The organism is Kitasatospora sp. MAP12-44, assembly GCF_029892095.1.
In the GTDB taxonomy this organism is placed as follows: Bacteria; Actinomycetota; Actinomycetes; order Streptomycetales; family Streptomycetaceae; genus Kitasatospora.
Genome location: NZ_JARZAE010000004.1, coordinates 6,638,972 through 6,662,385, shown reverse-complemented (window position 1 = coordinate 6,662,385; position 23,414 = coordinate 6,638,972). Strand labels below are relative to the sequence as shown.

Annotated in this window: 21 protein-coding genes; all 21 read right to left on the bottom strand. The window is 71.9% G+C overall.

Features of this window, described 5'->3' with window-relative positions:
- Nucleotides 1-29: 29 nt before the first annotated feature.
- Nucleotides 30-755, bottom strand: coding sequence for a class I SAM-dependent methyltransferase (locus tag P3T34_RS30245; protein ID WP_280669203.1), 726 nt, complete (start codon nt 753-755; stop codon nt 30-32).
- Between the two features lie 4 nt (nt 756-759).
- Nucleotides 760-1,200, bottom strand: coding sequence for a hypothetical protein (locus P3T34_RS30240; protein ID WP_280669202.1), 441 nt, complete (start codon nt 1,198-1,200; stop codon nt 760-762).
- 38 nt (nt 1,201-1,238) lie between these two features.
- Complete coding sequence (locus P3T34_RS30235; RefSeq protein ID WP_280669201.1) at nt 1,239-1,688, bottom strand: hypothetical protein; 450 nt, start codon at nt 1,686-1,688, stop codon at nt 1,239-1,241.
- Entirely contained in the window at nt 1,685-2,017 is a 333-nt protein-coding gene (locus tag P3T34_RS30230; RefSeq protein WP_280669200.1) for an acyl carrier protein, read from the bottom strand. The genes P3T34_RS30235 and P3T34_RS30230 overlap by 4 nt, the downstream gene beginning before the upstream one ends.
- Before the next feature lie 34 nt (nt 2,018-2,051).
- On the bottom strand, nt 2,052-3,803 hold the full coding sequence (locus P3T34_RS30225) for an acyl-CoA dehydrogenase (protein WP_280669199.1): 1,752 nt from the start codon (nt 3,801-3,803) through the stop codon (nt 2,052-2,054).
- On the bottom strand, nt 3,800-5,554 hold the full coding sequence (locus P3T34_RS30220) for an acyl-CoA dehydrogenase family protein (protein ID WP_280669198.1): 1,755 nt from the start codon (nt 5,552-5,554) through the stop codon (nt 3,800-3,802). The genes P3T34_RS30225 and P3T34_RS30220 overlap by 4 nt, the downstream gene beginning before the upstream one ends.
- Complete coding sequence (locus P3T34_RS30215) at nt 5,551-7,335, bottom strand: fatty acyl-AMP ligase (protein ID WP_280669197.1); 1,785 nt, start codon at nt 7,333-7,335, stop codon at nt 5,551-5,553. The genes P3T34_RS30220 and P3T34_RS30215 overlap by 4 nt, the downstream gene beginning before the upstream one ends.
- A 71-nt stretch (nt 7,336-7,406) precedes the next feature.
- Entirely contained in the window at nt 7,407-8,792 is a 1,386-nt protein-coding gene (locus P3T34_RS30210; protein ID WP_280669196.1) for a condensation domain-containing protein, read from the bottom strand.
- Complete coding sequence (locus P3T34_RS30205) at nt 8,782-9,579, bottom strand: alpha/beta fold hydrolase (RefSeq protein ID WP_280669195.1); 798 nt, start codon at nt 9,577-9,579, stop codon at nt 8,782-8,784. Before P3T34_RS30205 ends, P3T34_RS30210 begins: the two co-directional genes overlap by 11 nt.
- Nucleotides 9,580-9,694: 115 nt before the next feature.
- A complete protein-coding gene (locus P3T34_RS30200; protein ID WP_280669194.1) occupies nt 9,695-9,901 on the bottom strand; it encodes a hypothetical protein in 207 nt (68 codons plus the stop codon).
- A gap of 238 nt (nt 9,902-10,139) precedes the next feature.
- Entirely contained in the window at nt 10,140-10,562 is a 423-nt protein-coding gene (locus tag P3T34_RS30195; protein ID WP_280669193.1) for a FixH family protein, read from the bottom strand.
- The gene (locus P3T34_RS30190) at nt 10,559-12,007 is read right to left on the bottom strand and encodes a hypothetical protein (protein ID WP_280669192.1); all 1,449 of its coding nucleotides are present in this window, start codon (nt 12,005-12,007) and stop codon (nt 10,559-10,561) included. Before P3T34_RS30190 ends, P3T34_RS30195 begins: the two co-directional genes overlap by 4 nt.
- A gap of 93 nt (nt 12,008-12,100) precedes the next feature.
- Complete coding sequence (locus P3T34_RS30185; protein WP_280669191.1) at nt 12,101-12,829, bottom strand: DUF4097 family beta strand repeat-containing protein; 729 nt, start codon at nt 12,827-12,829, stop codon at nt 12,101-12,103.
- 74 nt (nt 12,830-12,903) lie between these two features.
- The gene (locus P3T34_RS30180; RefSeq protein ID WP_280669190.1) at nt 12,904-13,551 is read right to left on the bottom strand and encodes a response regulator transcription factor; all 648 of its coding nucleotides are present in this window, start codon (nt 13,549-13,551) and stop codon (nt 12,904-12,906) included.
- Nucleotides 13,539-14,861, bottom strand: coding sequence for a sensor histidine kinase (locus P3T34_RS30175; protein WP_280669189.1), 1,323 nt, complete (start codon nt 14,859-14,861; stop codon nt 13,539-13,541). Before P3T34_RS30175 ends, P3T34_RS30180 begins: the two co-directional genes overlap by 13 nt.
- Before the next feature lie 128 nt (nt 14,862-14,989).
- Entirely contained in the window at nt 14,990-15,841 is an 852-nt protein-coding gene (locus P3T34_RS30170; protein ID WP_280669188.1) for an ester cyclase family protein, read from the bottom strand.
- Between the two features lie 172 nt (nt 15,842-16,013).
- Nucleotides 16,014-17,912 (bottom strand): ABC transporter ATP-binding protein, encoded by a 1,899-nt coding sequence (locus tag P3T34_RS30165; RefSeq protein ID WP_280669187.1) that lies wholly within the window; start codon nt 17,910-17,912, stop codon nt 16,014-16,016.
- 31 nt (nt 17,913-17,943) lie between these two features.
- A complete protein-coding gene (locus P3T34_RS30160; RefSeq protein WP_280669186.1) occupies nt 17,944-19,674 on the bottom strand; it encodes an ABC transporter ATP-binding protein in 1,731 nt (576 codons plus the stop codon).
- Nucleotides 19,675-19,696: 22 nt separating this feature from the next.
- The gene (locus P3T34_RS30155) at nt 19,697-20,194 is read right to left on the bottom strand and encodes a MarR family transcriptional regulator (RefSeq protein WP_280669185.1); all 498 of its coding nucleotides are present in this window, start codon (nt 20,192-20,194) and stop codon (nt 19,697-19,699) included.
- 26 nt (nt 20,195-20,220) lie between these two features.
- Entirely contained in the window at nt 20,221-21,735 is a 1,515-nt protein-coding gene (locus P3T34_RS30150) for a BTAD domain-containing putative transcriptional regulator (protein ID WP_280669184.1), read from the bottom strand.
- A complete protein-coding gene (locus P3T34_RS30145; RefSeq protein WP_280669183.1) occupies nt 21,735-23,336 on the bottom strand; it encodes a fatty acid--CoA ligase family protein in 1,602 nt (533 codons plus the stop codon). Before P3T34_RS30145 ends, P3T34_RS30150 begins: the two co-directional genes overlap by 1 nt.
- Nucleotides 23,337-23,414 lie beyond the last annotated feature (78 nt).

Here is a 23,414-nt window from a genome sequence, read left to right as displayed (position 1 = left end):
GTCGGCCCGCCTGAGCGGGTCCGCGCGGCTCAGCTGAGCCGCAGGTGGCCCGCCGTGGCCGGCTGGAGGGAGTCGGCGGTGAGGTCGGGGATGGCCTGCACGTACGGGCGCAGCCGGGCGTAGTAGGCGAACGGCGGGCCGATCAGCTTGCCGACCCGCAGCCCCGCCTCCTCCGCGTGGCCGATCAGCCGGGCGGGCCGGATCTGGTGGCGGTCCATGAACTCGCCGACGACCAGCCGCCCGCTCGGCTTCAGCACCCGGCGCAGCTCACGCAGGGTAGCCGTCGGGTCCGGGATCTCGCCGAGGGCGGTGACCAGGTAGGCGGCGTCGAAGGTGGCGTCCTCGAAGGGCAGCAGGTGGGCGTCGGCGAGGGTCGGGTGGATGGCGGCGATGCCCTGCTCGGCGGCCCGGCGCATCACGTGGTCGAGCATCGGCTGCTGGATGTCCACGATGTCCAGCCGCCCGGTGGCGCCCAGTTGCGGGGCGACGTGCAGGGACTGCAGCCCGGTGCCGGGGCCGATCTCCAGGATCCGCTCGCCGGGCTTGCTCTGCAGCATGCCGTCCAGGCGGCGCAGCGAGAGGAAGGGCAGCGGCAGGTCGAGCAGCCAGTGCTGCGCGTACGGGTAGGGCGCGGAGTCGAAGGCCCACCAGGCGCCGACGGCGGCCGCGACCGCCGTCCCGGCCGCGACCCGGCGGACGGCCTTGCGGTGCTTGGACGAGGTCAGGGTCGAGGTCAAGGACGAGAGGGCGCTCATGGTGTCAGTTCTCCAGGGAGGTACGAGGAAAGCGGCCGGCCGGGCGGACCGGGCGGGCGGAGGCGGGCTCGGCGGCGGTGAGCAGCAGGCAGCAGACCGCCAGCGCGAGCTGACCGCCCTCGACCAGCAGCGGCCCGTTCGGCGTGTGCCCGGACGGCGAGGTGGACATCCCGAACCAGATCTTGGCGGCCACCAGGGTGGCGTTCATGATCGCCACCGGGAGGGCCCGGGGGTCGCGCCGGTGGGCCAGCCAGCAGGCCCCCGCCAGCGCGGCCAGGCCCGCAACGTCCAGGCCGACCCAGGCCAGCTGCCAGTGCCGGGCCGACACGGTGGAGGGCAGGCAGAGGCCGAGGTAGAGCATCCACGGGATCATGGCGACGGCGGCCGCCAGCACGATCCGGGGTGCCCAACGCGTGGCCACGGCCACGGGAACGAACGAGAACATGAGCAACTCCCCTCTCGGTCAGCGGTGCTGTCGTGTGCTCAACGATCCCGCAGCGGGGCCGCCGGGTCCTCAACGCTGGTACCCGTTTCGATGGTGGTGCTGGCTCCACCTCCGGCGGCGGCCCCGGGAGCTGCCGCCCGCAGGGCGATCGCGAAGCAGAGCAGCGCCCCGGACACCTCGAAGAAGGAGTCCACCACCGCCTGGCCGAACTCCAGGCCGGCCGGCGAGGTGCACACGTCGAACCAGGCGTCGATCAACAGGAGGGTGCCGGTCACCACGCCGAAGGGCATCGCCCGGCGGTCCGCGCGCCGGGCGAACCACCCGGTGAGCGCCAGGCCGCCGGTCAGCACGTAGTCGAAGCCGAGCCAGGTCCGGGTCCAGTGGTAGGCGGTGATGGTGGCCGGGAAGGCGCTGCTGACACTCAGCGCCCAGGGCACCACCATCGCCAGTGCCGCGACGAGCACCGCCCAGCCGCGGCGGGCGCTCACCGCGGGTCGGCCTGATCCGTCTGGTCCGCCGCGTCGCCCTGGTGCAGCTCGGCGACCTGCTGGTGGACCAGCTCGGCGATCGCGTCCACGGTCGGGTGGTCCCAGGCCAGCGTGGGGACGACCGGGATGTCGAACTCGTCCTCGATGTCGCCGCACAGGGTCAGCGCGTAGAGCGAGTCCAGGCCGTACTCGGCCAGCTTGACGGTGCTGTCGATCTCCTCGGCCGGGCGCTGGAGGTAGAAGGCGACTCTGCCGAGCAGCCAGTCGCGAATCTCCTCGGTGCTCATCGGCTCGGACGAGGTGGTGGGGGTGGTGGTGGGGGTAGCCATGATCGGGGACTTCCTTTCAGTGACGGAATATCGGCTAGGCGAGTAGCCGGCCGGTGAGGTCGAAGGAGCGGTTCTCCCGTTCGCGGGAGAGCAGTTCGGTGAAGACGCGCTGCTCGGTGCCGGCGCCGGCGGGCGGCAGCGGCAGGCCGAGCCGGGCGATCAGCCGGCGCAGGGCCAGCGTCAGCCAGGCGCTGTCGCGCAGGAACGCGGTCGGGTGCTGGTGGTTGTAGCGCCACACGCCCAGGCAGGCGGCCGCGGCGAGCAGGATGCTGTAGCGCTCGGCGAGTTGGAAGCCGATCGGCTCGGCCAGCGGCGTGCGGTTGCGCGGTGCCAGGTCCGCGCAGCTCGCCCTGAGGGCGCGCAGCTCGGCGACCAGCAGCTCGCAGAGCGGGCCGAGTTCGGCGTCGCCGCGCAGCTCCTCGGCCAGCACCGGGAGCGTGCCGAGCAGGCTGTCCTCGGCGCCCGCCGAGATCCCCAGCGCGCCGAAGTCCAGCTCGGGCAGCGGCTCGCGCAGCCTGAAGAGCGTGGCCGGGGCGCCGTCGGAGGCCAGCCAGCTGCGCCGGGCGAGCCTGGGCAGCTGGGGGATGACGGTGGCCTGGCAGACGGTGGCGCCCGAGTGCGCGAGCGAGGCGACCGGCAGGTCCCGCAGGTGCTTCTGGAAGATCCCGTACCGCCCCTCGCGCAGGAAGGACCGCGCCCCCAGCACCACCGCCAGCGAGTCCACCGACTCCTGGATCAGCAGCGGCACCAGGTACTTGGCGGCCGGCGCCAGCACCGCGCTCTGCCCGGGCAGCACGTGCAGCGCGCGGCAGACCACGGTGCTGAGGCTGTCGGAGATCAGCAGGTCGGCGAAGGCTCCGGCCAGCACCGAGCGGGCGTGCGGGAGTTCGGAGACCGAGCGGTGGTAGAGCCGGCGCTCGACGGCGAACCGGGTGGCGGTGCGCAGCTGGGTGTCGAAGCAGCCGATGGTGGCGCCGGTCAGCGTCGCCTTGGTGACCTGGAAGGCCCGCAGCACCGTCTCCAGCGCGCCGCCGACCTCGCCGACCACCGCCGACTCGGGCACCGGGCAGTCCAGGAACTCCACTCCCCCGAGGTGGATCGCGCGCAGCCCCGAGGTGCGGTAGCGCGGCAGGAAGCGCAGCGTCTCGCGGGGGACGGCGCGCATGTCCAGCAGCAGCAGCGAGTGGTCGCGGCTGCCCGAGCCGTCCCCGGTGCGGGCCAGCACGGTGACGGTGTCGGCCCGGTTGACGTTGTTGATGACCTCCTTGCGCCCGCTCAGCGCGAACCCCGCGCCGCTGCGGGTGGCCGTCACCTTGGACCTGGTGAGGTCGTGGCCGGAGCCGAGCTCGGTGTAGGCGCCGGCGCACTGACCGCCGTTCAGCAGTACGTCGGCCAGTGCCTGGCGCTGCTGCGGCGCGCCGGCCGCCCAGACGGTCGCCGAGGCGATCAGGTTGATCGCGCCGTGGCCCAGGCCCAGGGCGGCGTCACGCCGGAAGACCGCGCGCAGGGTGCGCGCGAGGTGGTCGGCCTGGCGCAGCCGTCCGCCGTGCCGCGCGGGGACGAACTCCGCGCCGATCCGGTAGGTGTCCAGCAGGCTGCGCCCTGCCGGCAGCAGCTGGCCGCGTTCGTCGGCGTCCAGGAAGGCCGTGAAGCCGGTCGGGTTGCCGGGGTCGTCCGGGTCGCCGAAGAGGGCCTCCAGCGGCTCCACCCTGTCCGGGTCGTCATGGTCCCGGTCGTCGTGATTCCAGAGCTCGCCGGGGGCCGGGCGGTGGTCGGTGAGGGTCATGCGCTCTCCTCCTCGCACGGGTAGGGCAGCAGCGAGGGCAGTCGGGATCCGGCGTGCTGGGCCAGCAGCGGCGCGGCCAGCCGGTCGAAGACCTCGCCGTCGCCGGCGGGCCCGGGGGTGCGCTCGATCAGGCCGAGCGCGCGGGTCAGCGCCGCCTCCAGCCAGAGTCCGCCGGCCCACAGCTGCTCGGTCGAACTGCCGCGCATCGCCTGGTGGTTGCGCAGCCACAGCTGCAGCGCGGCGGCAGCCGCGTAGCAGCCGGTGTAGCTCTCGGCCAGCTCGAAGACCTCGGCCGGGACGTCCAGGGCGGTCGGCCGGTGCTCGGCCGCCCGCGCCATCAGGCGGTCGCAGGCGGCACTGATCCGGGTCGCCAACTCCTTGAGGGAGTCCGGTACTTCATCGAGACCGCGGAGTTCGGCCAGGGCGGCCGGCAGCGACTGGACCACGCTGGATCCGGAGCGGGAGACCAGTTCGAGGCGCTCGCGGTCGAAGGTGCTCAGCGGCTCGTCCAGGGTGGTCGCCATCCGCAGGCCCACCTGGTCCACCCGGGCTCGGCGGTGGCCGCGCACCAGCGCGGGGAACTGGTTGACCAGCGAGTGCAGGTTGACCACCGTGCTGCCGTCGAAGATCCCGACGATCCGGTGGTCGCGCTGCACCTTCTGGAAGCGTCCGTGCCGGTAGGTGTCGCCGACCAGCAGCGCGCGCGAGCCCATCACCTTGGCCAGCCGCGGCAGCATCCGCTCGACCAGGGTCGGCACCAGGTACTTGGTGATCGCGGAGCTGACCGGCAGCTCGGCGGTGAGCGCGTGGATGGCCCGGCCGGAGACCAGCGAGACCGCCTCGGCGAGCAGCTGGTCCGCGTAGGACTCGGTGAGCAGCCGCCTGGTCTGCGGCAGATCCACCAGCGGGCGGCCGAAGTTGTGGCGCTCCAGCGCGTACTCGACGGCCATCCCGAGCGCCTGGTCGCCAGCTCCCAGCGAGAGCGAGGCGCAGAGCGTGCGGGTGAGCTGGAGGCTCTTGAGCACGATCTCCAGGCCCTCGCCCTCGCCGCCGACCAGCGCCGAGGCGGGCACGGCGGCGTCGGTGAAGGCGATCCCGCTGATGTCCGCGCCGCGGATGCCGTGCAGCCGAACGGCGGGCAGCGGGCGGTGACTTGCCGGATCGAGGGTGCGGCGGTCCACCAGCAGGACGCTGAAGCCGCGCGGCCCGCCGTCGGGGTCGGTGCGCGCCAGCACGCAGACCTGGTGGCCCCGGGTGGCGTTGTTGATCAGCCACTTCTCGCCGTTGAGGAGGTAGCAGCGCTCCCCACCGCCGGCCTCCGGCTGCGCCTGGAGCTCGCCGGCCAGCAGGTCGCTGCCGTGCTCGCGCTCGGTCAGCCCCCACGAGACGATCGTGCCGTCGGCGATCTGCGCGCCCAGGCGGCGGGCCTGCTCGCTCTCGCCGCCGACCCAGACCGAGACCGCGCCGAGGAAGGTCTTGCCGTGCGCGATCGCCACCGTCAGGTCGCGCCGCGAGACCACCCGCATCAGCTGCATGGCCTCGTCGTAGCCGCGCAGGTCGCCGCCGTGCTCGACGGGGACATAGGCGCGCGGCAGGCCGAGGAAGTCCAGCTCGCGGCAGATCTCCAGCGGGAACTCCTCGCCCTCGTCCAGGGCGGCGCTGCGGCGGTAGCTGAACAGCCGTCCGTCGTCCTCGGGGTCGCCGAGCCGGCGGTCGAGCGTGGCGGCGGCGGTGTACGGGCGGTGCCTCATGAGTTCGCCCCCTCGAGGACGGGTTCGAGGACCGGCTCGGGGGCACTGCGGTAGCGCCGGACGATCTCCGCGTCGAGGTCCTGGTGGACGGCGGTCAGGCCGTCGCTCAGGAAGAGCTCGCGCATCACCGAGCGGCGGACCTTGCCGCTGGTGGTGCGCCGGACCTGGCCGGGGCGCAGGAAGACCAGGTTGGAGACCCGCACACCCAGGCGCTCGGCCAGTTCGGTGCGGATCCGGCGGGAGAGCTCGGGCAGGTCGACCGGCTCGCCTCGGTGCGGGCGCACCTCCTGCATGACGACGATCTCCTCCTGCGTCGAGGGAACGGCGCAGACGCTGCCCTGCAGGCCCTGGAAGCCGGGGTGCATGCTCTGCACCAGCCGCTCGATGTCGTGCGGGTAGAGGTTGCGGCCGCGCACGATCAGGACGTCCTTGAGCCGGCCGGTGACGTAGAGCTCGCCCTCGTGCAGGACGCCGAGGTCGCCCGTGCGCAGGTACCCGTCCTGCCCGTCCGCCGTCCGGGCGCCGAACGCGCGGGCGTTCTCCTCGGGCCGCTGCCAGTAGCCCTGACTGACGCTCTCGCCGCGCACCCAGATCTCGCCGACGGCGCCCTCCGGGAGCACCTCGGCGGTGTCGGCGTCGACCACCACCACCTCCAGGTCGGTGGGCGGGCCGCTGCTGACCAGCAGCTGGCCGCCCTCGTCGGCGGTCGGCGCGAAGCGGTGGGCCTGCAGGGCCTCGGCCTCGACCCGGGTGAAGACCGGGCCGTGCTCGGGCGGGGTGCCGGTGATGAAGAGCGTCGCCTCGGCCATCCCGTAGCAGGGCTTGAACGCCTCGGGGCTGAAGCCCGCCGGGGCGAAGCGCTCGGCGAAGCGCAGCAGCGTGCCGGAGTCGACCGGCTCGGAGCCGTTGAGGGCGAAGCGCAGGCTGGAGAGGTCCAGGGCGGCGAGCTGCTCGTCGGTGACGGTCCGGGTGAGCAGGTCGTAGGCGAAGTTGGGGGCGGTGGTGAAGGAGCTGCGGTACTGCTGGATCAGCTCCAGCCAGAGCCGCGGCCGGCGCAGGAAGTCGGTGGGCGAGAGCAGCACGATCTCACCGCCCAGCGCCAGCGGAGCCAGCAGCGTACCGACCAGGCCCATGTCGTGGTAGTGCGGCAGCCAGCTGCACACCTTGGTCTGCTCGCCGGCGCCGAACGAGCGGCTGATCAGGCCGACGTTGTGCCTCAGCGCGCCGTGGCTGACCACCACGCCCTTGGGCTCGCTGGTGGAGCCGGAGGTGTACTGCAGGACGGCGATGCTGTCGGCGGCCAGTGCCGGGGGCGTCCACCGCGCGGCGGCGTCCTCCCCCAGGTCCAGCTCGTCGGTGGCCAGCACCGCCAGCTCGCCCAGGCCCTCGGCGCGCAGGAACTCGCCGACCTCGGCGTGGCGGCGGGTGTCGGTGAGCACCAGGACGGCGCCCGCGTCGCGGGCGATCCCGCCGGTGCGGGTGTCGCGGCGGCCGCTGCTGTCCGGCACCGGGGCGGGCACCGCCACCACGCCCGCGTACTGGCAGCCGATCAGCGCGGTGACGAAGTCAAGACCGGCGGGGTAGAGCAGCAGCACCCGGTCGCCCGGCGCGCAGTGACCGGCCAGGAACTGGGCGAAGGCCCGGGCGTGCTGGTCGAGTTGGTGGTACGTCAGCTGCTCGCTGGCGAGACCGCCGGCCCTTGTCTGGGCGAAGACCACCGCCGCCTTGGTGGACAGCTCGCGGGCGTGGCTGGCGATCCGGTCCACTATGGTCTCGGACACGGCCGGGTACTCCTTTCGATGGGCGGATCGACGGGCCGATCCGCGAGGGCGGTGGGTCAGCAAGCAGGTGCTCAGACGGTGCTGACGGCCGCCGTCGCGCGGCCCCAGATCCGGGCCCGCGAGACGGCGGTGTCCGGGTTGGCGGTGGCCAGTTCGACCGCCCGGACGAAGTGCGCGGCGAACTGCTCGACGGTGCCGCGGTCGTAGAGCTCACTGTCGTAACGGAAGTCCACTACCAGGACGTCCTCGGTCTGCAGCACGTCCACGCCGAGATCGACCTGGCCCTCCTGCTGCGGCAGCCGGTAGGCCGAGAGCCGCAGGCCCGCGTACTGGCTGACCTCGTCCTCCTTGGTGCTGTCGAGGACGGCCTGCAGCGGCTCGGGCAGGTGCGAGGTGGCCAGCATGTTGAAGGTGACCCGGTAGACCGCCGACTCCCCGGCCTCGCGGGTGGCGGCCAGGATCCGGGCCAGGTGCGCGAACGGGTAGCGCAGCCCGGCCATCGCCTTCTTGAGCTGCTTGTTGGCCTCCACCGCCGCCTCGCGGAAGGTGGTGGTGCCTCCGATCGCGGCGCGGAAGACGATGGTGTTGATGTAGTTGCCGACCAGGCTGCGCGAGCGCGAGCTGAGCCGGGTGGTGACCGGGGCGCCGATCAGGAAGTCGGCGGTGCGGATGTGGCGGTGCAGGACACCCTGGAAGACGGCCAGCAGAAAGGCGAACGAGGAGACCTCGGACTCCAGCGCCACCTCCCGCAGCCGGCTGGTCGGCTCGGCCGGCACGATCACCCGGCAGGTGTCGCCGGTGAAGGACTGCCGGGCCGGACGCGGCCGGTCGGGGTGCAGGCTGACGGCGGCGGCGCCCTGGCAGAGGTCCTGCCAGTGCTTCTCCAGCACCGCGCCGAGCGGCGAGGAGACCAGCCGCCGCTCCTTGATCACATATTCGTCGTAGGAGTCGGCCAGCGGTTCGAGGCCGACCGGCCCGCCCGCGCGGATCTGCCGGTAGAGCTCCAGCAGGTCGGCGAGCAGCACGGAGTCCGAGGCGGCGTCGGTGGCGATGTGGTGACCGGCGATCAGCAGCACCGAGTCCTCGGGCGCCCGGGTGTGCAGCACGATCCGGAACGCGCCGGCGTCGGCCAGCAGGAACGGCGCCCGCAGCCGGGCGCGGACGGCCGCGTCCAGCTCCTCGACCGTCGCGCCGGGCAACGGGCAGAGCTCCAGCGGGCACAGGCTCTCGGCATCGACCAGCCGGACGGGCTGGCCGTCCTGCTCGGTGAAGACCGAGCGCAGCATGTCGTGCCGCCGCCCGAGTTCGACCACGGCCCGCTCCAGCGCCGGGACGTCCACGGCGGATCGGATCCGCACCGCGACACCGGTGTTGTAGGCGGCGGAGTCGGGGGCCAGCTGGTGCAGGAACCACTGCGCTTCCTGGTTCTGCGACAACGCGTGCAGCTCAGCGAGCACGGCCGCCTCCCACCGGGGTGGCGCCCAGCACGCGGCGCAGGCGAAGGTCGTCCTGGAGGTGGCCGACCACCTGGCGGACCAGCTCGGCCTCGTGCTCCTCCAGGTAGAAGTGGTTGCCCGGGAACGAGCGGAACTCGAAACGGCCACTGGACAGTTGGGCCCAGGCCCGGACGTCATCGGGCGGACAGTCGTGGTCCTGGTCGCCGACGTAGCCGACCACCGGGCAGCCGACCGCGGCCGGCGCCGGCGGACGGTAGGTCTCGATCAGCCCGTAGTCCGCGCTCAGTGTGGCGAGCGCGATCTCGCGCAGTTCGGGGATGTCGAGCAGGCCGGCCGTGGCGCTGCCCAGCCGGTTGACGTGGCTGATCAGCGCCTCGGCGTCCTGGTGGTCCGTTCCGGCCTCCCGCGCCAGCTGCGGCGCGGGGTGGCCGGAGACGAACAGCCGCAGCGGGCCCACCCCGTGGCGCTGCTCCAGCCGCAGCGCCACCTCGTAGGCCAGGGCGGCGCCCATGCTGTGGCCGAAGAGCGCCACCGGAGTGTCCAGGTAGGGCTGGAGTGCGTCGGCCAGTTCGTCGGCGAGCTCCTCGAGCGAGGCCGGATGCGGATCGATGAAGCGGTTGTGGCGCCCTGGGTAACAGGCTGTCAGCAGGCCTATGCCGGTTGGCAGTTGATCCGCCCAACCCCTAAAGGCACTCGGTGCGCCGCCGGCATGCGGGAAGCAGACCAACCGCATATCCGGCGCAGGCGATCCGGCCTGCACGAACGAGTCTGCATGCGCTGCTGCCATCTGATGTCCTCCGTGGCATCCACTGTCACCGAAGAATTCCGGTGCGCTCGATCGGAAAGCTATCCGGCAGCCCTATATTCTCGCCATATATCGGCCGAGCGGAATGCCGTGGGTATTACTCCCAGCCGGTGGTGTTGCCACCCGGGGCCGGGGCCGGCACGGCATTGCCGACCTGGGTGGGAGTCGTGTCGGCGACAACGCTCTGCTGCGGCCGTGCCTGTGCGGTGTCCAGCTGGGCGACGGCGCCGACAGCGGCGGCGGAGAGGAGCACAATGCAGGCGATGCGCTGGGCCAGAACGGTCACGGCGACATTCTTGAGCATGTGGGTATTTCCTTTTCTCAAAATCGCTTTTGGACCCCGCTCACGGGCGGGCCACTAGGGCCCTGCCGCACCATTCCAGGTGCTCCGTGAACTTCGTCCCCCTGTTGACTCAATTCAACACCGGTAGGGGTCCGCTGTCCCGGCTAGGAGGTGGCAAGGGGCTGTCATTGCAGCCCGTTGTCAGCTCCCGGCCAGGACGAATCAGCTCAGATGAGGAGGAATCCATCGGTCACATCGGTCAGGAGGCGGGAACGGTCACCGGGACGGTCACCACCTCGCTGCCGGCCGCCCCGTAGAGGTGGACCGAGAGCTGCCAACTGCCTGCCATCAGGAACAACTGACCCTGCGTCCGGTACTGGCCGGGGCCGGTGGCGGCGGCGGTCAGCGCGGGCATCGCGTGACCCATGCTCGGCATCAGCGCGTCCACGGTGACCTGCGACAGCTGCACCGGGCCGTGATCGCGCCGGTCGACGGTGATGTCGGCCTGGTCGGAGCCGGTGTCCGGGTGCGGCAGGCGCACCTGGACGGCGTAGTCGGGGGTCGCGGCCGCCACCTGGACAGCACGGGACCCGCCGCCGTGCGGCCAGAACATCAGCAGCAGGACGAAGGCCATCACGGCGGACCCGAGAAACGCTTGAGTACGGATGGAGGGGACGGTCATGGGGTGTCTCCGGTGACGTCGACGGTGAGGGCCACCGTGTGGATGCGGAAGCCCCGCTCGTACTGGATCCACACCGGGTAGCGGCCCGGGGCGGGGAAGGAGAAGACGAAGTGCAGCAGCGGCCCGTACTGACCCACCGTCTCGTCGGGGATGACGGCGCCGGGGACGGCCAGCGCGGCCATCGAGGCCGTCTCGTGCACATGGCCGAAGAAGTCGCTGCCGGGCGCGCGGACGAAGAGGTGGCCGGACATGCCGAGCCAGCCCTGCAGGTCGCTCTCGGGCGCCGCGGCGGTGCCCGCGTGCAGGGTGATCTCGGCCGGCCGACCGGCCACCGGCCGACTCGGGGACAGCGTGACCTGGGAGTCCTGCGCGGTGTCCAGACCCGGCTGCGGCGCGGCCGGCTGCGCAGACGTGGACGGGGCGGTGCCGCCGACGTCCAGGGTGGTGGTGAGCAGCTGGCTGCCGCTGTCGACCCGGGTGATCTCGGTCTGCACCAGGTAGTGGCCCGGCCGGGGCAGGGTGAGGCGCAGCAGCAGGTCGCCGGGCTGGACGGGGACGGGGTGCAGGTGCGCGAAGTACGTGAAGTCCTGACTGGTGATCACCGTGTGGGCGAGCGCGCCGTGGTGGACCACCAGGTCGTTGATCGGCGCGCCGCTGGCGCCGTCGCTCAGTTGGAGGTCCAGCGCGAACGCGCTCCCGGCCTGCGGGGCGGCCGGGACGGTGGAGAGCAGCTGGTCGGCGAAGGCGCGGCCGTTGGCGGTGGTGCCGTCGGCGTTGACCAGCAGCTTCTCGGTCGGCGAGCCGGCCGCATTGGTCGCCGTGAAGTCGCCCGAGAGCAGCGCGGTGGTCGAGGCGACGGTCAGCGCCACGGCCACCAACGCGGCCAGCGGCACCGCCAGTCGGCGCCGGCCGCAGACCGCGGCGGCGAAGACGCCGAGCAGCAGCAGGCCCGCGACCAGCAGCGCCGGGTAGGCGATCCGCTCCCAGGGCGCCGCGCGCGGCATCAGCACCTGGAAGGGCAGCCGCATGGTGTCCTGGCCGTCGGCCACGTCCAGCTCCCATGGACCGGTCCGGTCGACGAAGAGCGAGGCCGGGTAGGTGCCCGGTCGGCCGGGGACCAGCCGCACGGTCGCCTGCCCCTGCGTGTCGGCGCCCGGCAGGCCCTGCGAGGCCAGCACGGAGAGCGTCAACACCGCGGCGTGCACGGGGTCGTGGGCGATCACGTCGACCTGCAGCGGGCCCGGCACGGACTGCTCCTGGCGCAGCACCACGGTCAGCTCGTTGCCGCCGAAGCTGGCCGCGATCGATACGTCGGCGTACTGGCTCACGCCGTCCGCGGCCGCCGGCCCGGCCGCCGCCAGGGCGGCCAGCACCAGGAGCAGCACCAGGGCGGCGCAGCGGCGCACGGGGCGGGCGAGGCGAGCGAGTAGAGACGTGAGCGCCATGCGCACCTCCGCGGGTCGGGGCCGGGCCCCGACGACGGCGGGGGACGATTCACCCTCGCCAGCGCGTCTATACTCCGTCGATACTGCTTAGGCTCAGTAGCCCAACTTGCCTTGGCCGTTGCCGAGTTCGACCGTGATCAGGCGGTCCGAGGCTGGATCGTCCAGGCCGTCGGCGATCCGCAGGCCGCTGCCGGCCGCCGAACCGGCCACCCGGTAGCGGCTGTTCGGCGGGACGACCACCGCCAGCTCGCCCGAGCCCAGCGAGGCGGAGACCTGGCGCGGCGCGGCGGCGAACTCCAGGCTGACCCCGCCGGAGTGACTCTGGGCGTCGACCATCGGCGAGGCGAGCGCGCCGGCCTGGATCGCGCCGGAGTCGCTGAGCGCCCGCAACCGCCCCTGGGCGTCGGCGACGGTGACCGCCCCGGAGCCGGTCTGCAGCTGGAGGTCGCCCTGGAGGTGCGCCAGATCCAGCGAGGCCGAGCGGGTCTGCGCGTCCACCGACACCTGCGGCGGGACCTCGATCTCCAGCGCGACGGTGGCGGCCAGGCCGTCCAGGTCGGGCCCGGGGCTGGTGACCCGGATGCTCAGGGTGTCGCCGTCCCAGCTCTGCTCGACCTCGGGCGCGCGCAGCGTCCAGCTGCGAGTGGAGTGCACGTGCACCTGGTCCACCGGGCCCGGGCGGAGCACCACCGAGCCGTCCGGCACGTCCAGGCGCAGTGCGGTGACCCGGTGTTGGAGCCGGACGTCGTCGATCCGAGTGGTGTGGCCCAGCCAGGCCCAGCCGACCACCGCGGCCGGCACCAGCAGCACCACGGCCGTCACCGCCGCCACCGCTATCCAGGCCCGCTCACTCCCCCCGTCCCCGGTATCGCCCCCGGTATCGCCCCCGGTATCGCTCACGCCTGGACGCCCAGGAAGCGGAGGACCGCCAGGACCCGGCGGTGCTCGCCGTCGGCGACCGAGAGATTCAGCTTGGCGAAGATGTTGTTGATGTGCTTGGCGACCGCACTGTCGCCCACCACCAGCGCCTGCCCGATGCCCGCGTTGGAGCAGCCCTCGGCCATCAGCGCCAGCACCTCCCTTTCGCGGGGGGTCAGTTGGTCCAGCGGGTCGCTCTTCTTGCGCACCAGCAGCTGGGCGACCACCTCCGGGTCCAGCGCCGTCCCGCCACCGGCGACCCGGTGCAGGGCCTCGATGAACTCGGCGACATCCGCCACCCGGTCCTTGAGCAGATAGCCCACCCCGCGGGTGTTGCCGGACAGCAGGGCCGCCGCGTAGCGCTCCTCGACGTACTGCGACAGCAGCAGCACGGCCGTACCGGGCCACTTCTGACGAATCGTCAGCGCGGCACGCATCCCCTCGTCGCTGTGCGAGGGCGGCATCCGGACGTCGGTGACCACCAGCTCCGGGCGCACCTCCTCGACCAGCGCCAACAGGGCCTCGGCGTCGCCGACATCGCCGACGACCTCGATCCCGGCGGTCTGCAGCAGCTGGACGAGTCCGGCCCGCAGCAGCACGGAATCCTCGGCGATCACAGCTCGCACGGCAGCTCCACGGTGATTCTGGTCGGTCCCCCGAGGGGACTGCTGATACGGAAGGTGCCGTCCACCGAGGAGACGCGCTGGGTGAGCCCGGTAAGGCCGCTCCCCCGCGCCGGGTCGGCCCCGCCGCGCCCGTCGTCGATCACGGTCACCCGCAGGATATCCGCGGCGCGCTCCAGGTGGATGTCGGCCCGGGAGGCCTCGGCGTGCTTGGCGATGTTGGCCAGCGCCTCGGAGACCACGAAGTACGCGACGGCCTCGATGGCCGGCTCGGCCCGGCCCTCGGCCTCCGCGGAGACGTGCAGCTTGACCGGGAACGGCGCGCGGGCCGCGATCCCCGACAGCGCCGCGTCCAGGCCCTGCTCGTCCAGCACCGCCGGGTGCAGGCCGCGGACCAGGTCGCGCAGTTCGGAGAGCGCCAGCTTGGCCTCGCCGTGCACCTCGGCGAGCAGCCGCTGCACCTCGGGAGGGAAGCCGGGGTTGGTCGCCCGGGCGATACCGATCTTCATCGCCATCGCGACCAGGCGCTGCTGGGTGCCGTCGTGCAGGTCCCGCTCGATCCGGCGGCGCTCGGTGTCGGCCGCCGCCAGGACGGCGGCCCGGCTGACCGCGAGGTGATCCACCCGGCGCTGCAACTCCCGTGCCCGGTTGGGGCCGAGCAGCCTGCGGGCCCAGCGGGCATCCACCCGGGCCACCACGCCGGCCACCAGCGGAGCGGCGAACAGCAGCGCGATCCCCAGCACCCACGCGACGGCGGCCGACTCCGGCTGCGTCCGCAGACTCAGCGCGCTCGCCGAGGGCAGCAGCAGGCCGTAGCACGGCAGCAGCGCCAGCGCCGCCCCGCACGCCCAGAGCCCCAGGGTCAGCAGCGCGCCGAGCGCGGCGGCCGGCCCGGCCAGCACGTGGTAGCCGACCTGGCGCCAGAGCGCTTCGGAGCGCAGGGTCGCCACCACCGCGCGCCAGTGCGTGAGGCGCGGAGCACCCTCGGGCTGGCGCGGCAGGCGAACCGACGACAGCGCGGCCAGCCGGCTTCGCTGCAGCCTGGTCAGCAGCGGGACGCAGGTGACCAGCAGCACCGCGACGACGGCACCGAAGACCACCGTCGCCAGCAGCATCACGGTCAGGCTCACCGACAGCGGCGCGGCGGTCAGCCCCAGCAGCAGCGGCGCCAACGTGGCCACCACCCCCGCCGCATGCAGCGGCACCCCCGCGACGACGAACGCGGTATCCCGCCACACCCCCGCCGACCACGGCAGCCGCCCGACCGCCCACCGCGCGCGCAGGCGGCGGGCGGTGGGCGCGGTGGCAGACATGACGATCAGTCTAGTACGCACTACTGACAGCACCGGCGGGAAAGCGTGTCTGGCCGACCACCCGCGCTGGACCGTGCACCGGACACCTCCGTGAACATCCGCGGAGCAGCACTAGCCCTGCCCGGCCGCTAGCCCTGCCCGGCCGCCGTGAAGGAGCGGATCGGGATGCCGACGTCCTCGAGCCCGGAGTAGTCGACGACCTCCCAGTGTTCGGCGACCTTGCCGTCGACCAGGCGGAACTGGTCGGAGGTGTGCATCAGCAGGGCTTTGCCGGTCGGGCCCCGGCCGCGCGAGGAGCCGGTGAAATGGCCGCGCCAGGTGGCGAACACCATCACGCGGTCGCCCGAGGCGAGCACCTGGTCAACGGTCGCGGTCAGGTCGGGGTACCGGGCGAAGTTGCCGGCGAAGTACTCCTTGAACGCCTCGACTCCGTTGGGGACCGCGGGCATCTGGGCATTGTGGTGGATGTAGTGCTGTTCGTAGTAGGCGTCGGCGCGCTCCAGACGGTGCTCGCACAGCACCTCCCGGTAGGCCGCCAGGATGACGGCGGCGTTGGCCTCCTCGGTGGCACTGTGCGGACCGAGCAGCTGCGGCCGGTCCGGGCCCGGCCCCTGGCGGGCGGTCATGCCGAAGGTCCGCAGGATCGAGTAGTCGACGACGGCCCAGTGCTCGACGACCAGGCCGTCCCGAAGTCGGAACAGCTCGCTGGTGTGCAGCTCCAACTCCCTGCCGCCGGCGGGTTGTCCGGCGAGCGGTCCGCGCTGGGTGCCGCGCCAGATCAGGAAGGCCATCACCCGGTCGTTGTCGGCGACCATGACGTCCAGGGTCACCGTGAGGTCCGGGAAGCCCTGGAGCAGCTCCTGCCAGAAGTCGTGCAGGCCGGTCGGTCCGGGCGAGACGCGCGGGTCGTGCTCCAGATGGCCCGGCGCGTAGAACTCGTCGAGCCGGTCGAACCCATGCCCGGCGTGCATCTCGTTCACCAAGCGGCGGACCGACCTGGCGTTACGGTCTGTGTCCGGTCCCGTACTGGACTTCCTGGTCACCGTCTTACCTGCCTCAACGTCGTCGATACGGTCTGCTCGGCCAGGATCGCCGCCGGGCCTCCAGGAGTGTTCAAGGAGTGTTCAAGGCGCCGTGAAAACGGTCGGTCAGTCAGTCGACCGCGGTGAGGGCCTGGGTGAACTGTGCGGCGTACAGCCGGGCGTAGGCGCCCTGGGCGTCGAGCAGGTCCTCGTGGGTGCCCTGTTCGACGATGCGGCCGGACTCCATCACCAGGATCACGTCGGCGTCCCGGACGGTGGAGAGGCGGTGGGCGATGACGAAGCTGGTCCGGCCCTGGCGCAGCGACTGCATGGCCTGCCGGATGAGCACCTCGGTACGGGTGTCCACCGAGCTGGTCGCCTCGTCCAGGATCAGGATCGCGGGGTTCGACAGGAAGGCGCGGGCGATGGTGATCAGCTGCTTCTCACCGGCGCTGACGCCGGAGGTGTCGCCGCTGAGGACGGTGTCGTAGCCGGCGGCCAGGGTCCGCACGAAGTGATCCACGTGGGTGGCCTGGGCGGCGGCGACGACCTCGTCGTGGGTGGGGTCCTCGGCGCCGTAGGCGATGTTCTCGGCGATGGTCCCGCCGAAGAGCCAGGCGTCCTGCAGGACGACGCCGAAGTTCGAGCGGAGGTCGTCACGCGACATCGCGGCGATGTCCACGCCGTCGAGGACGATGCGGCCGGCCGTGACGTCGTAGAACCGCGTGATCAGGTTGACCAGAGTGGTCTTGCCGGCGCCGGTGGGCCCGACGATGGCCACCGTCTGACCGGGCTTGACCGCCAGCGAGAGGCCCTCGATCAGCGGTGAGCCGGGGGTGTAGTCGAATGAGATGTCCTGGAACTCGATGTGGCCGCGGACCAGGCCGGGCTTGGCCGGCTCGAGCGGGTCGGGCTGCTGCTCCGGCTCGTCGAGCAGGGCGAAGACGCGTTCGACGGAGGCGACTCCGGATTGGATCACGTTGGCCATGCTCGCGGCCTGGGTGAGCGGCGCGCTGAACTGCCGTGAGTACTGCATGAACGCCTGCACGTCGCCGATGGACAGGGTGCCGGAGGCGACCCGCAGACCGCCGATGACGGCCATCAGGACGTAGTTCAGGTTGCCGATGAACATCGTCGCGGGCTGGATCGCGCCGGCGATGAACTGGGCCTTGAAACCGGTCGTGCGCAGCGCCGTGTTGTGTTCGTCGAAGGTCTCCATGGCCTCCTCCTGGCGACCGAAGAGATTCACCAGGGAGTGGCCGGTGTACATCTCCTCGATGTGGCCGTTGAGACGTCCGGTGATGGCCCACTGCCGGCCGAACTCGGCGCGCGAGCGCTTGCCCACGATGGTCGCCACGTAGATGGAGACCGGCACGGTCACCAGCGCGATCAGGGCGAGCAACGGCGAGATCAGGCACATGACGACCAGCACGCTCACGACCGTCAGCAGGGAGTTGACGACCTGACTGAACGTCTGTTGAAAGGTCTGGCTGACGTTGTCGATGTCGTTGGTGACCCGGCTGAGCACCTCGCCGTGCGGCTGCCCGTCGAAGTAGCGCAGCGGCAGGCGGGAGAGCTTCGCCTCGGCCTGTTCCCGCAGGCGGAAGATCGAGCGCTGCACGATCACCGCGGTCACGCGTCCCTGCGCGAGGATCAGTAGCGCGGCGACGACGTACACGGCCAACGCGAGGAGCAGGATGTTGCCGACCTGGTCGAAGTCGATTCCCTGGCCGGGCACGGCGTGCAGCGCGGTCAGGGCATCGGCCTGGGCGCGGTGGCCCTGGTCGCGCAGTTCCTGGGCGGCCTGGGCCGTGGTCGTACCGGCTCGCAGGTGGCCGCCGACGGCGCCGGCGAAGATGAGGTCGGTGGCGTGGCCGAGGATCTTCGGACCGATGACCGACAGGGTGACGCTCGATGCGCAGATGAGCAGGGAAACCGCCACCAGTGTTCGTTCGGGACGCAGAATGGCGAACAGGCGACGGCTGCTGCCTCGGAAGTCCCTTGGCTTCTCAGCCTTCTGACGACTCATAATTGCCTGCCCTCGTTTTCTTTCGTCAGCATCAGACAGCCTCGCTATCGACAAGTTGGGAGAGCGCGATCTCCCGGTAGGTCTGGTTGGTGTTCATCAGTTCGTCGTGTGTTCCGGTGCCGACAACCCGCCCCTCGTCCAGGACGACGATGCAGCCGGCGTCGCGGACCGTGCTGAGCCGCTGGGCGACGATGACGGTCGTGGCGCCGGCGGTCTCGCGGGCCAGGGCGCTGCGCAGGGCGGCGTCGGTGGCGTAGTCGAGGGCCGAGAAGGAGTCGTCGAAGAGGTAGATCCGGGGCTGGTGGACCAGGGCGCGGGCGATCGCGAGCCGCTGGCGCTGGCCGCCGGAGACGTTGGTGCCGCCCTGGGAGATCGCGGTCTCCAGCCCGTCCGGCATCTGCTCGACGAAGTCACGGGCCTGGGCGATCTCCAGGGCCCGCCAGAGTTCCTCGTCGGTGGCGTCGGGCTTGCCATAGCGCAGGTTCGAGGCGACGGTTCCGGAGAACAGGAACGGGCGCTGTGCCACCAGCGTGACGGCCGAGGAGATGGCCTCGGGGGCGAGGGTGCGCACGTCGCAGCCGTCGATGCTGACGGTCCCGTCGGTGGCGTCGACCAGGCGCGGAATGAGGTTGAGCAGGGTGCTCTTCCCGCTGCCGGTCGGGCCGACGATCGCGGTGGTCCGGCCCGGGCGGGCGATCAGGTCGATGCCGCTGAGCACCGGCTGTTCGGCCCCGGCGTAGCGGAACTCCACACCCCGCAAGTCGAGTTCACCTGCTCCGGAGGGCGTGGCCGGCTGGGAGGGACGCCTGATGCTGGGCTCGGTGTCGATCACCTCGATGATCCGCTCGGCACAGACCGCGGCCCGCGGGACGGACATCATCATGAACGTGGCCGTCATGACGGACATCAGGATCAGCACCAGGTAGGTGAGGAAGGCTGTCAGCGATCCCACCTGCATGGCGCCGGAGGCGATCCGATGCCCGCCGAACCAGAGGACCGCCACGGAGGAGCCGTTCATCACCAGCAGGACGGTCGGGTACATCAGCGCCATCAACCGGCCGACCCGCAGATTGGCGACCGACAGCTCCGTGTTGATCTTGGCGAAGCGCCGCTGCTCGCGCCGGTCCCGGACGAAGGCCCGGATCACCCGGACGCCGCTGATCTGCTCGCGCAGCACCAGGTTGACGTGGTCGATGCGGGTCTGCATGACGCGGAACTGCGGCCCCATCCGGCTGACGATCACCGCGACAGCGGCGGCCAGGGACGGCACCGCGATGAGCACGATGACCGCGATCCCGGAGTCCTGCCGCAACGCCATGGCGATGCCGCCGATGCAGGTGAGCGGGGCCACGACCATCAGCGTGAGGGTCATCTGCACCAGCGTCTGGACCTGTTGGACGTCGTTGGTGCTGCGAGTGATCAGCGAGGGCGTGCCGAAGTGGTTCAACTCGTGGGCCGAGAAGCTCTGCACGCGGGCGAAGACAGCCGCCCGTACGTCGCTGCCGACGCCGACGGCGATCTGCGAGCCGAGGTAGACGGCGATCAGTGAGCAGAGCATCTGCGCCGCGGACACCGCGGTCATCAGGGCGCCGCTTCGCACGATGAAGGAGGTGTCGCCGATGACGACGCCCTTGTTGATGAGATCCGCGTTGAGGGCGGGAAGGTAGAGCGTGGCCAGAGTCTGGGCTAACTGGAGCAGGAGCACCAGAGTGATGGCTCCCCGATAGGGCGCCAGGTGGGTACGTAGCAGTCGGATCAGCATGGGCAGTCTCCCGGATGCTTGGTCAGGGTTGCGGCGGATGCGCCGGCGGCAGGCCGAGTTCGATGGAGAAGCGCTCGACGGCGGCGATCAGGAATTGCCGGATCGCCGGCTCGTCGGCCGGGTCCACCGGCTCGAACAGGACGTCGAACCTCTCGGAGAGTTCACCGGCGGACATCGCGAGTCGCTGCCGGCCCGCCTCGGTGAGGAACAGGCGGACCACCCGTCGGTCGGTCTCCGAGCGGCGCCGCTCGATCAGCCCGTCCTTCTCCATGGTGTCCACCACGCCGGTCAGGGTCGGGGCCGCGACCATGGCGACCCGCGCGATGTCCTTTGAGGTCTGGCCGTCCTCGCTGTCGAGCTGGCGCAGGACGTTGAACGCCGTCCATCCGATGCCGAGGCGGTCGTTGAGCAGTCGCAGCCACACGCTGCCGGACAGTCTGGCGGCATGAGCGAACAGCTGCCCGAGTGAGGTGTCACTGAACGGCTCGTCGTCGGGGGTCGCCCCTTCGTTATAGTTCATTGCCTAATGATTAGGCTATGAAGTTCTTAAGTCAAGCCGATGCCGGACCCGTGCAGCGCCGTGTCGGCCGGGCGCGCCGGCGGTGCGTCCAGCGTGATGGTGGTCGTACGCGACCGACCGCCACCCCAAGCCGGCCGGACCTCCAGCAGCTCTGGCCGAGCTGCCACCACAAGCAGCAGCGGCACCGACGAGGTCGTGCTGACCACGTCGTCGAGGAAGTCCAGCAGCACCCCGTTGTCCCAGTGCACGTCGTCCAGGACCGCCACCAGCGGCCGCACGGCCGCCATCTGCTGCAGCGCTCCCCGGTACGCGGCCAGGCTCTCCGAGCCCGGCCCGGCGTCGGCCCCGAGCCCGCCCCGGCGCGCCGCGCCGGCCGGGGACCTGACGATCTCCGCAAGGGCGGCCAGCCCCTGGCCGACGCTGGGCGGCGGAGTGCGGCCGACCAGGCACCGGACGGCTCCCTCGTCCTTGCGGAGCATGCTCCGGAACTCGGAGATCAGGCGGCTCTTGCCGCTGCCGGGTGCGCCCAGGATGGTCACCAGGTGGGGTTCCCGGCGGCGCTGGGTCAGCCGGAGCACGCTGCGCAGCATCTCCAGCTCGGGGCCGCGGTCGACCAGGCTGACCGGTGGCGCGGCGGCCGGCGGCGAGGTGCCCGGCGGCGCCCCGGTGCGCACCGAGGTGCGCACCGGGGAGGCGACCGGCCGGAAGGCCACGGCCGGGGTTCGCGCCGCCGGCCCGGTGCCGGACAGGTCCAGCGCCGGGTCCTGGTTCAGGATCGCCTGCTCCAGGCTCCGCAGGGTCCGGCCAGGCTCCAGGCCCAACTGGTCGAGCAGTCGCGACCGGTGGCGGCGATAGACGGTCAGCGCGTCGACCTGGCGACCGCAGCGGTACAGCGCCAGCATCAGCAGGCCGCACATCCGCTCCCGGGTCGGGTCGAGGTCGACCGCGACCTCCAGCTCCCAGGCGGCCTCATGATGGCGGCCGGACGCCAGGAGGGCTTCGAAGCAGTCCTCCCAGGTGGTCATCCTGGCGCTCTGCAGGCCGGCCAGCTCCGGCCAGCGGACCCCGGACTCCTGCAGGTCCTGCAGCGCGGAGCCGCGCCACAGGGCGAGCGCCTCCCGCAGCAGACGGGCCGCCGACTCCGGAGAACCGGCGGCCAGCTCCGCCTGCCCCTGCTGTGCCAGACGCCGGAAGTGGCTCAGGTCCACACCGTCGGGATCAAGCCTCAGCAGGTAGCCGGGCGCCCGGCTGAGCAGCTCCGCATGGGCCGTGCCGATGTCGCCGGCGGCCAGGGTCGCCCGCAGCGCGGAGACGGCGTTCTGCAGCACTTTGCGCGCCGTCGGCGGCGCGTGGTGCGGCCAGAGCGCCTTTACCAGGTCGCTGGTGGCCACCACACGGTTGGCGTGCAGCAGCAGCAGGCCCAGGACCGCGCGCTGGCGGATCCCGCTCAGCGGCAGGCGCGCGCCGTCGCCGCCCGTGACCTCCAGGGGCCCGAGCACCCGGAACCGGGGTGAGGGCTCGCTCGGGGCGGGCGGGTTCACTAGTCGTCCAACACGGGTGCCGACTCGTCCCAGGACTGCAGCAGGCGCCGGTCCACCTTGCCGGCCTGCGTCAGCGGCAGTTCGGGGTGACGGACGACACGAACGGGGGCGTGCAGCGGCGACAGCGCCTGCGCGACGTGCTTGCGCAGGACCTCGGCGGTGCAGACGGCGCCGGGGCGCATGACCACCGCGGCATGGACGTGCTCCAGCCGGTCGTCGTCCCGCATCGGGTAGACGCACGCGTGCACGACGTCCTGATGGGTCATCAGGGCCAGTTCCACCGAGGCCGGGTAGATCTTCGTGGCACGGGACTTGATGAGGTCGTTCATCCGCCCGACCAGGTACAGGTAGCCCTCGGCGTCCTGGTAGCCCAGGTCCCCGGTGTGCAGCCACCCGTCACGCAGGGTACGCGCGGTCAGCTCCGGGTCTCCCAGGTAGCCGGCCATCATGTTCGGTGAACGGAACCAGACCTCGCCGGTGCGGCCCCGCGGGAGGACCTGTTCCGTGTCGGGGTCGCAGATCCGCAGGTCGACCTCGGGATACGGGCGGCCCACACTGGCGAGCAGCTCCGGCCGTTGATGGTCGGCGGGGCTCAGCAGGGTGATCCGGCCGCCCTCACTGGTCCCGTAGTTCTGCATCAGCGCGGCGCCGAACGTACGGACGGCCTCCGCCAGCCGGCCGGGCGCCGCCGGGCAGCCGCTGTACATCAGCTGGCGCAGCGAGGAGACGTCGGTGCCCGCGAGCTCCGGCTGGTCGAGCAGGGCATAGAGCTGCGGGACCGACATGTAGGTGCCGGTGACTCGCTCGGCCTCGATGGCGCGCAGCGCCTGGGCCGGGTCGAAGCGCTCGTGCAGCACGACGTTGCCGCCCGCGCCGATCACGATGTCCAGGATCACCCCGACGGCGTGGCTGACCGGGGTGGCCACCAGGAAGGTGATCGTGCCCACGCTCGCGAGCGTGGGGTAGGCGGAGAGCACCGTGCTGTTCCAGGCGGTGAAGGACTGGCAGATCCCCTTGGGCTCTCCGGTACTGCCACTGGTGTACGTCACCACGGCCGGGTCCGGCGCGGCGAACGCGGGCGGCTCGCTCCACTCGGCGCCGGACGCCGTGGTGAGGTCCGTGATCCCCGCGCCACACGCTCCGAAGCCGGCCAGCCGGATCGGGCGGTCCAGCAGCCGGACCGCCTCGCGCCCCTGGTCGGCGTGGGCCGGGTCGACCAGCAGGAGGTCGGCCGCGCTGTCGCGCAGTGCCTGCGCCTGCGCCACGGCGGGGAGTTGCGGGGCCGACGGCCCGGGGTTCGTCGAGCGCACGTGCACGACGGTGACTCCCAGCAGGTGGGCCGCGTAACGGGCGGTGAGCGCCAGGGGGCTGTTCGCCTCCGTCAGCAGGCCGACCGTGGATTGCGACCCGATCCCGAGCAGGCGCAGGCCCTCGGCGGTACGGATGATGCTCTGGCGGAACTCCAGCGCGCTGACCCAGACTCCCTGCCAGAGCAGCACGGCGTCGTCGCCGCGCTGCTCCAGGGTCGCCAGGATGGCCGCGACGTAGTGTTTGTCTGCGTACAGCGACGCTGTGGAGCCGCCGGAAGGATGTGCTGTCACTGCGTTCCAATCGTGGGCGACGGTGGTGCGGACCACCGGATCGTCCCGGACCCACCTCAAAAGCCGTTGGTGTCGACC

What these genes read in the sequence shown, in the direction of transcription:
- P3T34_RS30245 (WP_280669203.1), bottom strand. Translation starts at nt 755, where the DNA reads ATGAGCGCCCTCTCGTCCTTGACCTCGACCCTGACCTCGTCCAAGCAC.
- P3T34_RS30240 (WP_280669202.1), bottom strand. Translation starts at nt 1,200, where the DNA reads ATGTTCTCGTTCGTTCCCGTGGCCGTGGCCACGCGTTGGGCACCCCGG.
- P3T34_RS30230 (WP_280669200.1), bottom strand. Translation starts at nt 2,017, where the DNA reads ATGGCTACCCCCACCACCACCCCCACCACCTCGTCCGAGCCGATGAGC.
- P3T34_RS30225 (WP_280669199.1), bottom strand. Translation starts at nt 3,803, where the DNA reads ATGACCCTCACCGACCACCGCCCGGCCCCCGGCGAGCTCTGGAATCAC.
- P3T34_RS30220 (WP_280669198.1), bottom strand. Translation starts at nt 5,554, where the DNA reads ATGAGGCACCGCCCGTACACCGCCGCCGCCACGCTCGACCGCCGGCTC.
- P3T34_RS30205 (WP_280669195.1), bottom strand. Translation starts at nt 9,579, where the DNA reads ATGGCAGCAGCGCATGCAGACTCGTTCGTGCAGGCCGGATCGCCTGCG.
- P3T34_RS30200 (WP_280669194.1), bottom strand. Translation starts at nt 9,901, where the DNA reads ATGCTCAAGAATGTCGCCGTGACCGTTCTGGCCCAGCGCATCGCCTGC.
- P3T34_RS30195 (WP_280669193.1), bottom strand. Translation starts at nt 10,562, where the DNA reads ATGACCGTCCCCTCCATCCGTACTCAAGCGTTTCTCGGGTCCGCCGTG.
- P3T34_RS30190 (WP_280669192.1), bottom strand. Translation starts at nt 12,007, where the DNA reads ATGGCGCTCACGTCTCTACTCGCTCGCCTCGCCCGCCCCGTGCGCCGC.
- P3T34_RS30175 (WP_280669189.1), bottom strand. Translation starts at nt 14,861, where the DNA reads ATGTCTGCCACCGCGCCCACCGCCCGCCGCCTGCGCGCGCGGTGGGCG.
- P3T34_RS30165 (WP_280669187.1), bottom strand. Translation starts at nt 17,912, where the DNA reads ATGAGTCGTCAGAAGGCTGAGAAGCCAAGGGACTTCCGAGGCAGCAGC.
- P3T34_RS30160 (WP_280669186.1), bottom strand. Translation starts at nt 19,674, where the DNA reads ATGCTGATCCGACTGCTACGTACCCACCTGGCGCCCTATCGGGGAGCC.
- P3T34_RS30155 (WP_280669185.1), bottom strand. Translation starts at nt 20,194, where the DNA reads ATGAACTATAACGAAGGGGCGACCCCCGACGACGAGCCGTTCAGTGAC.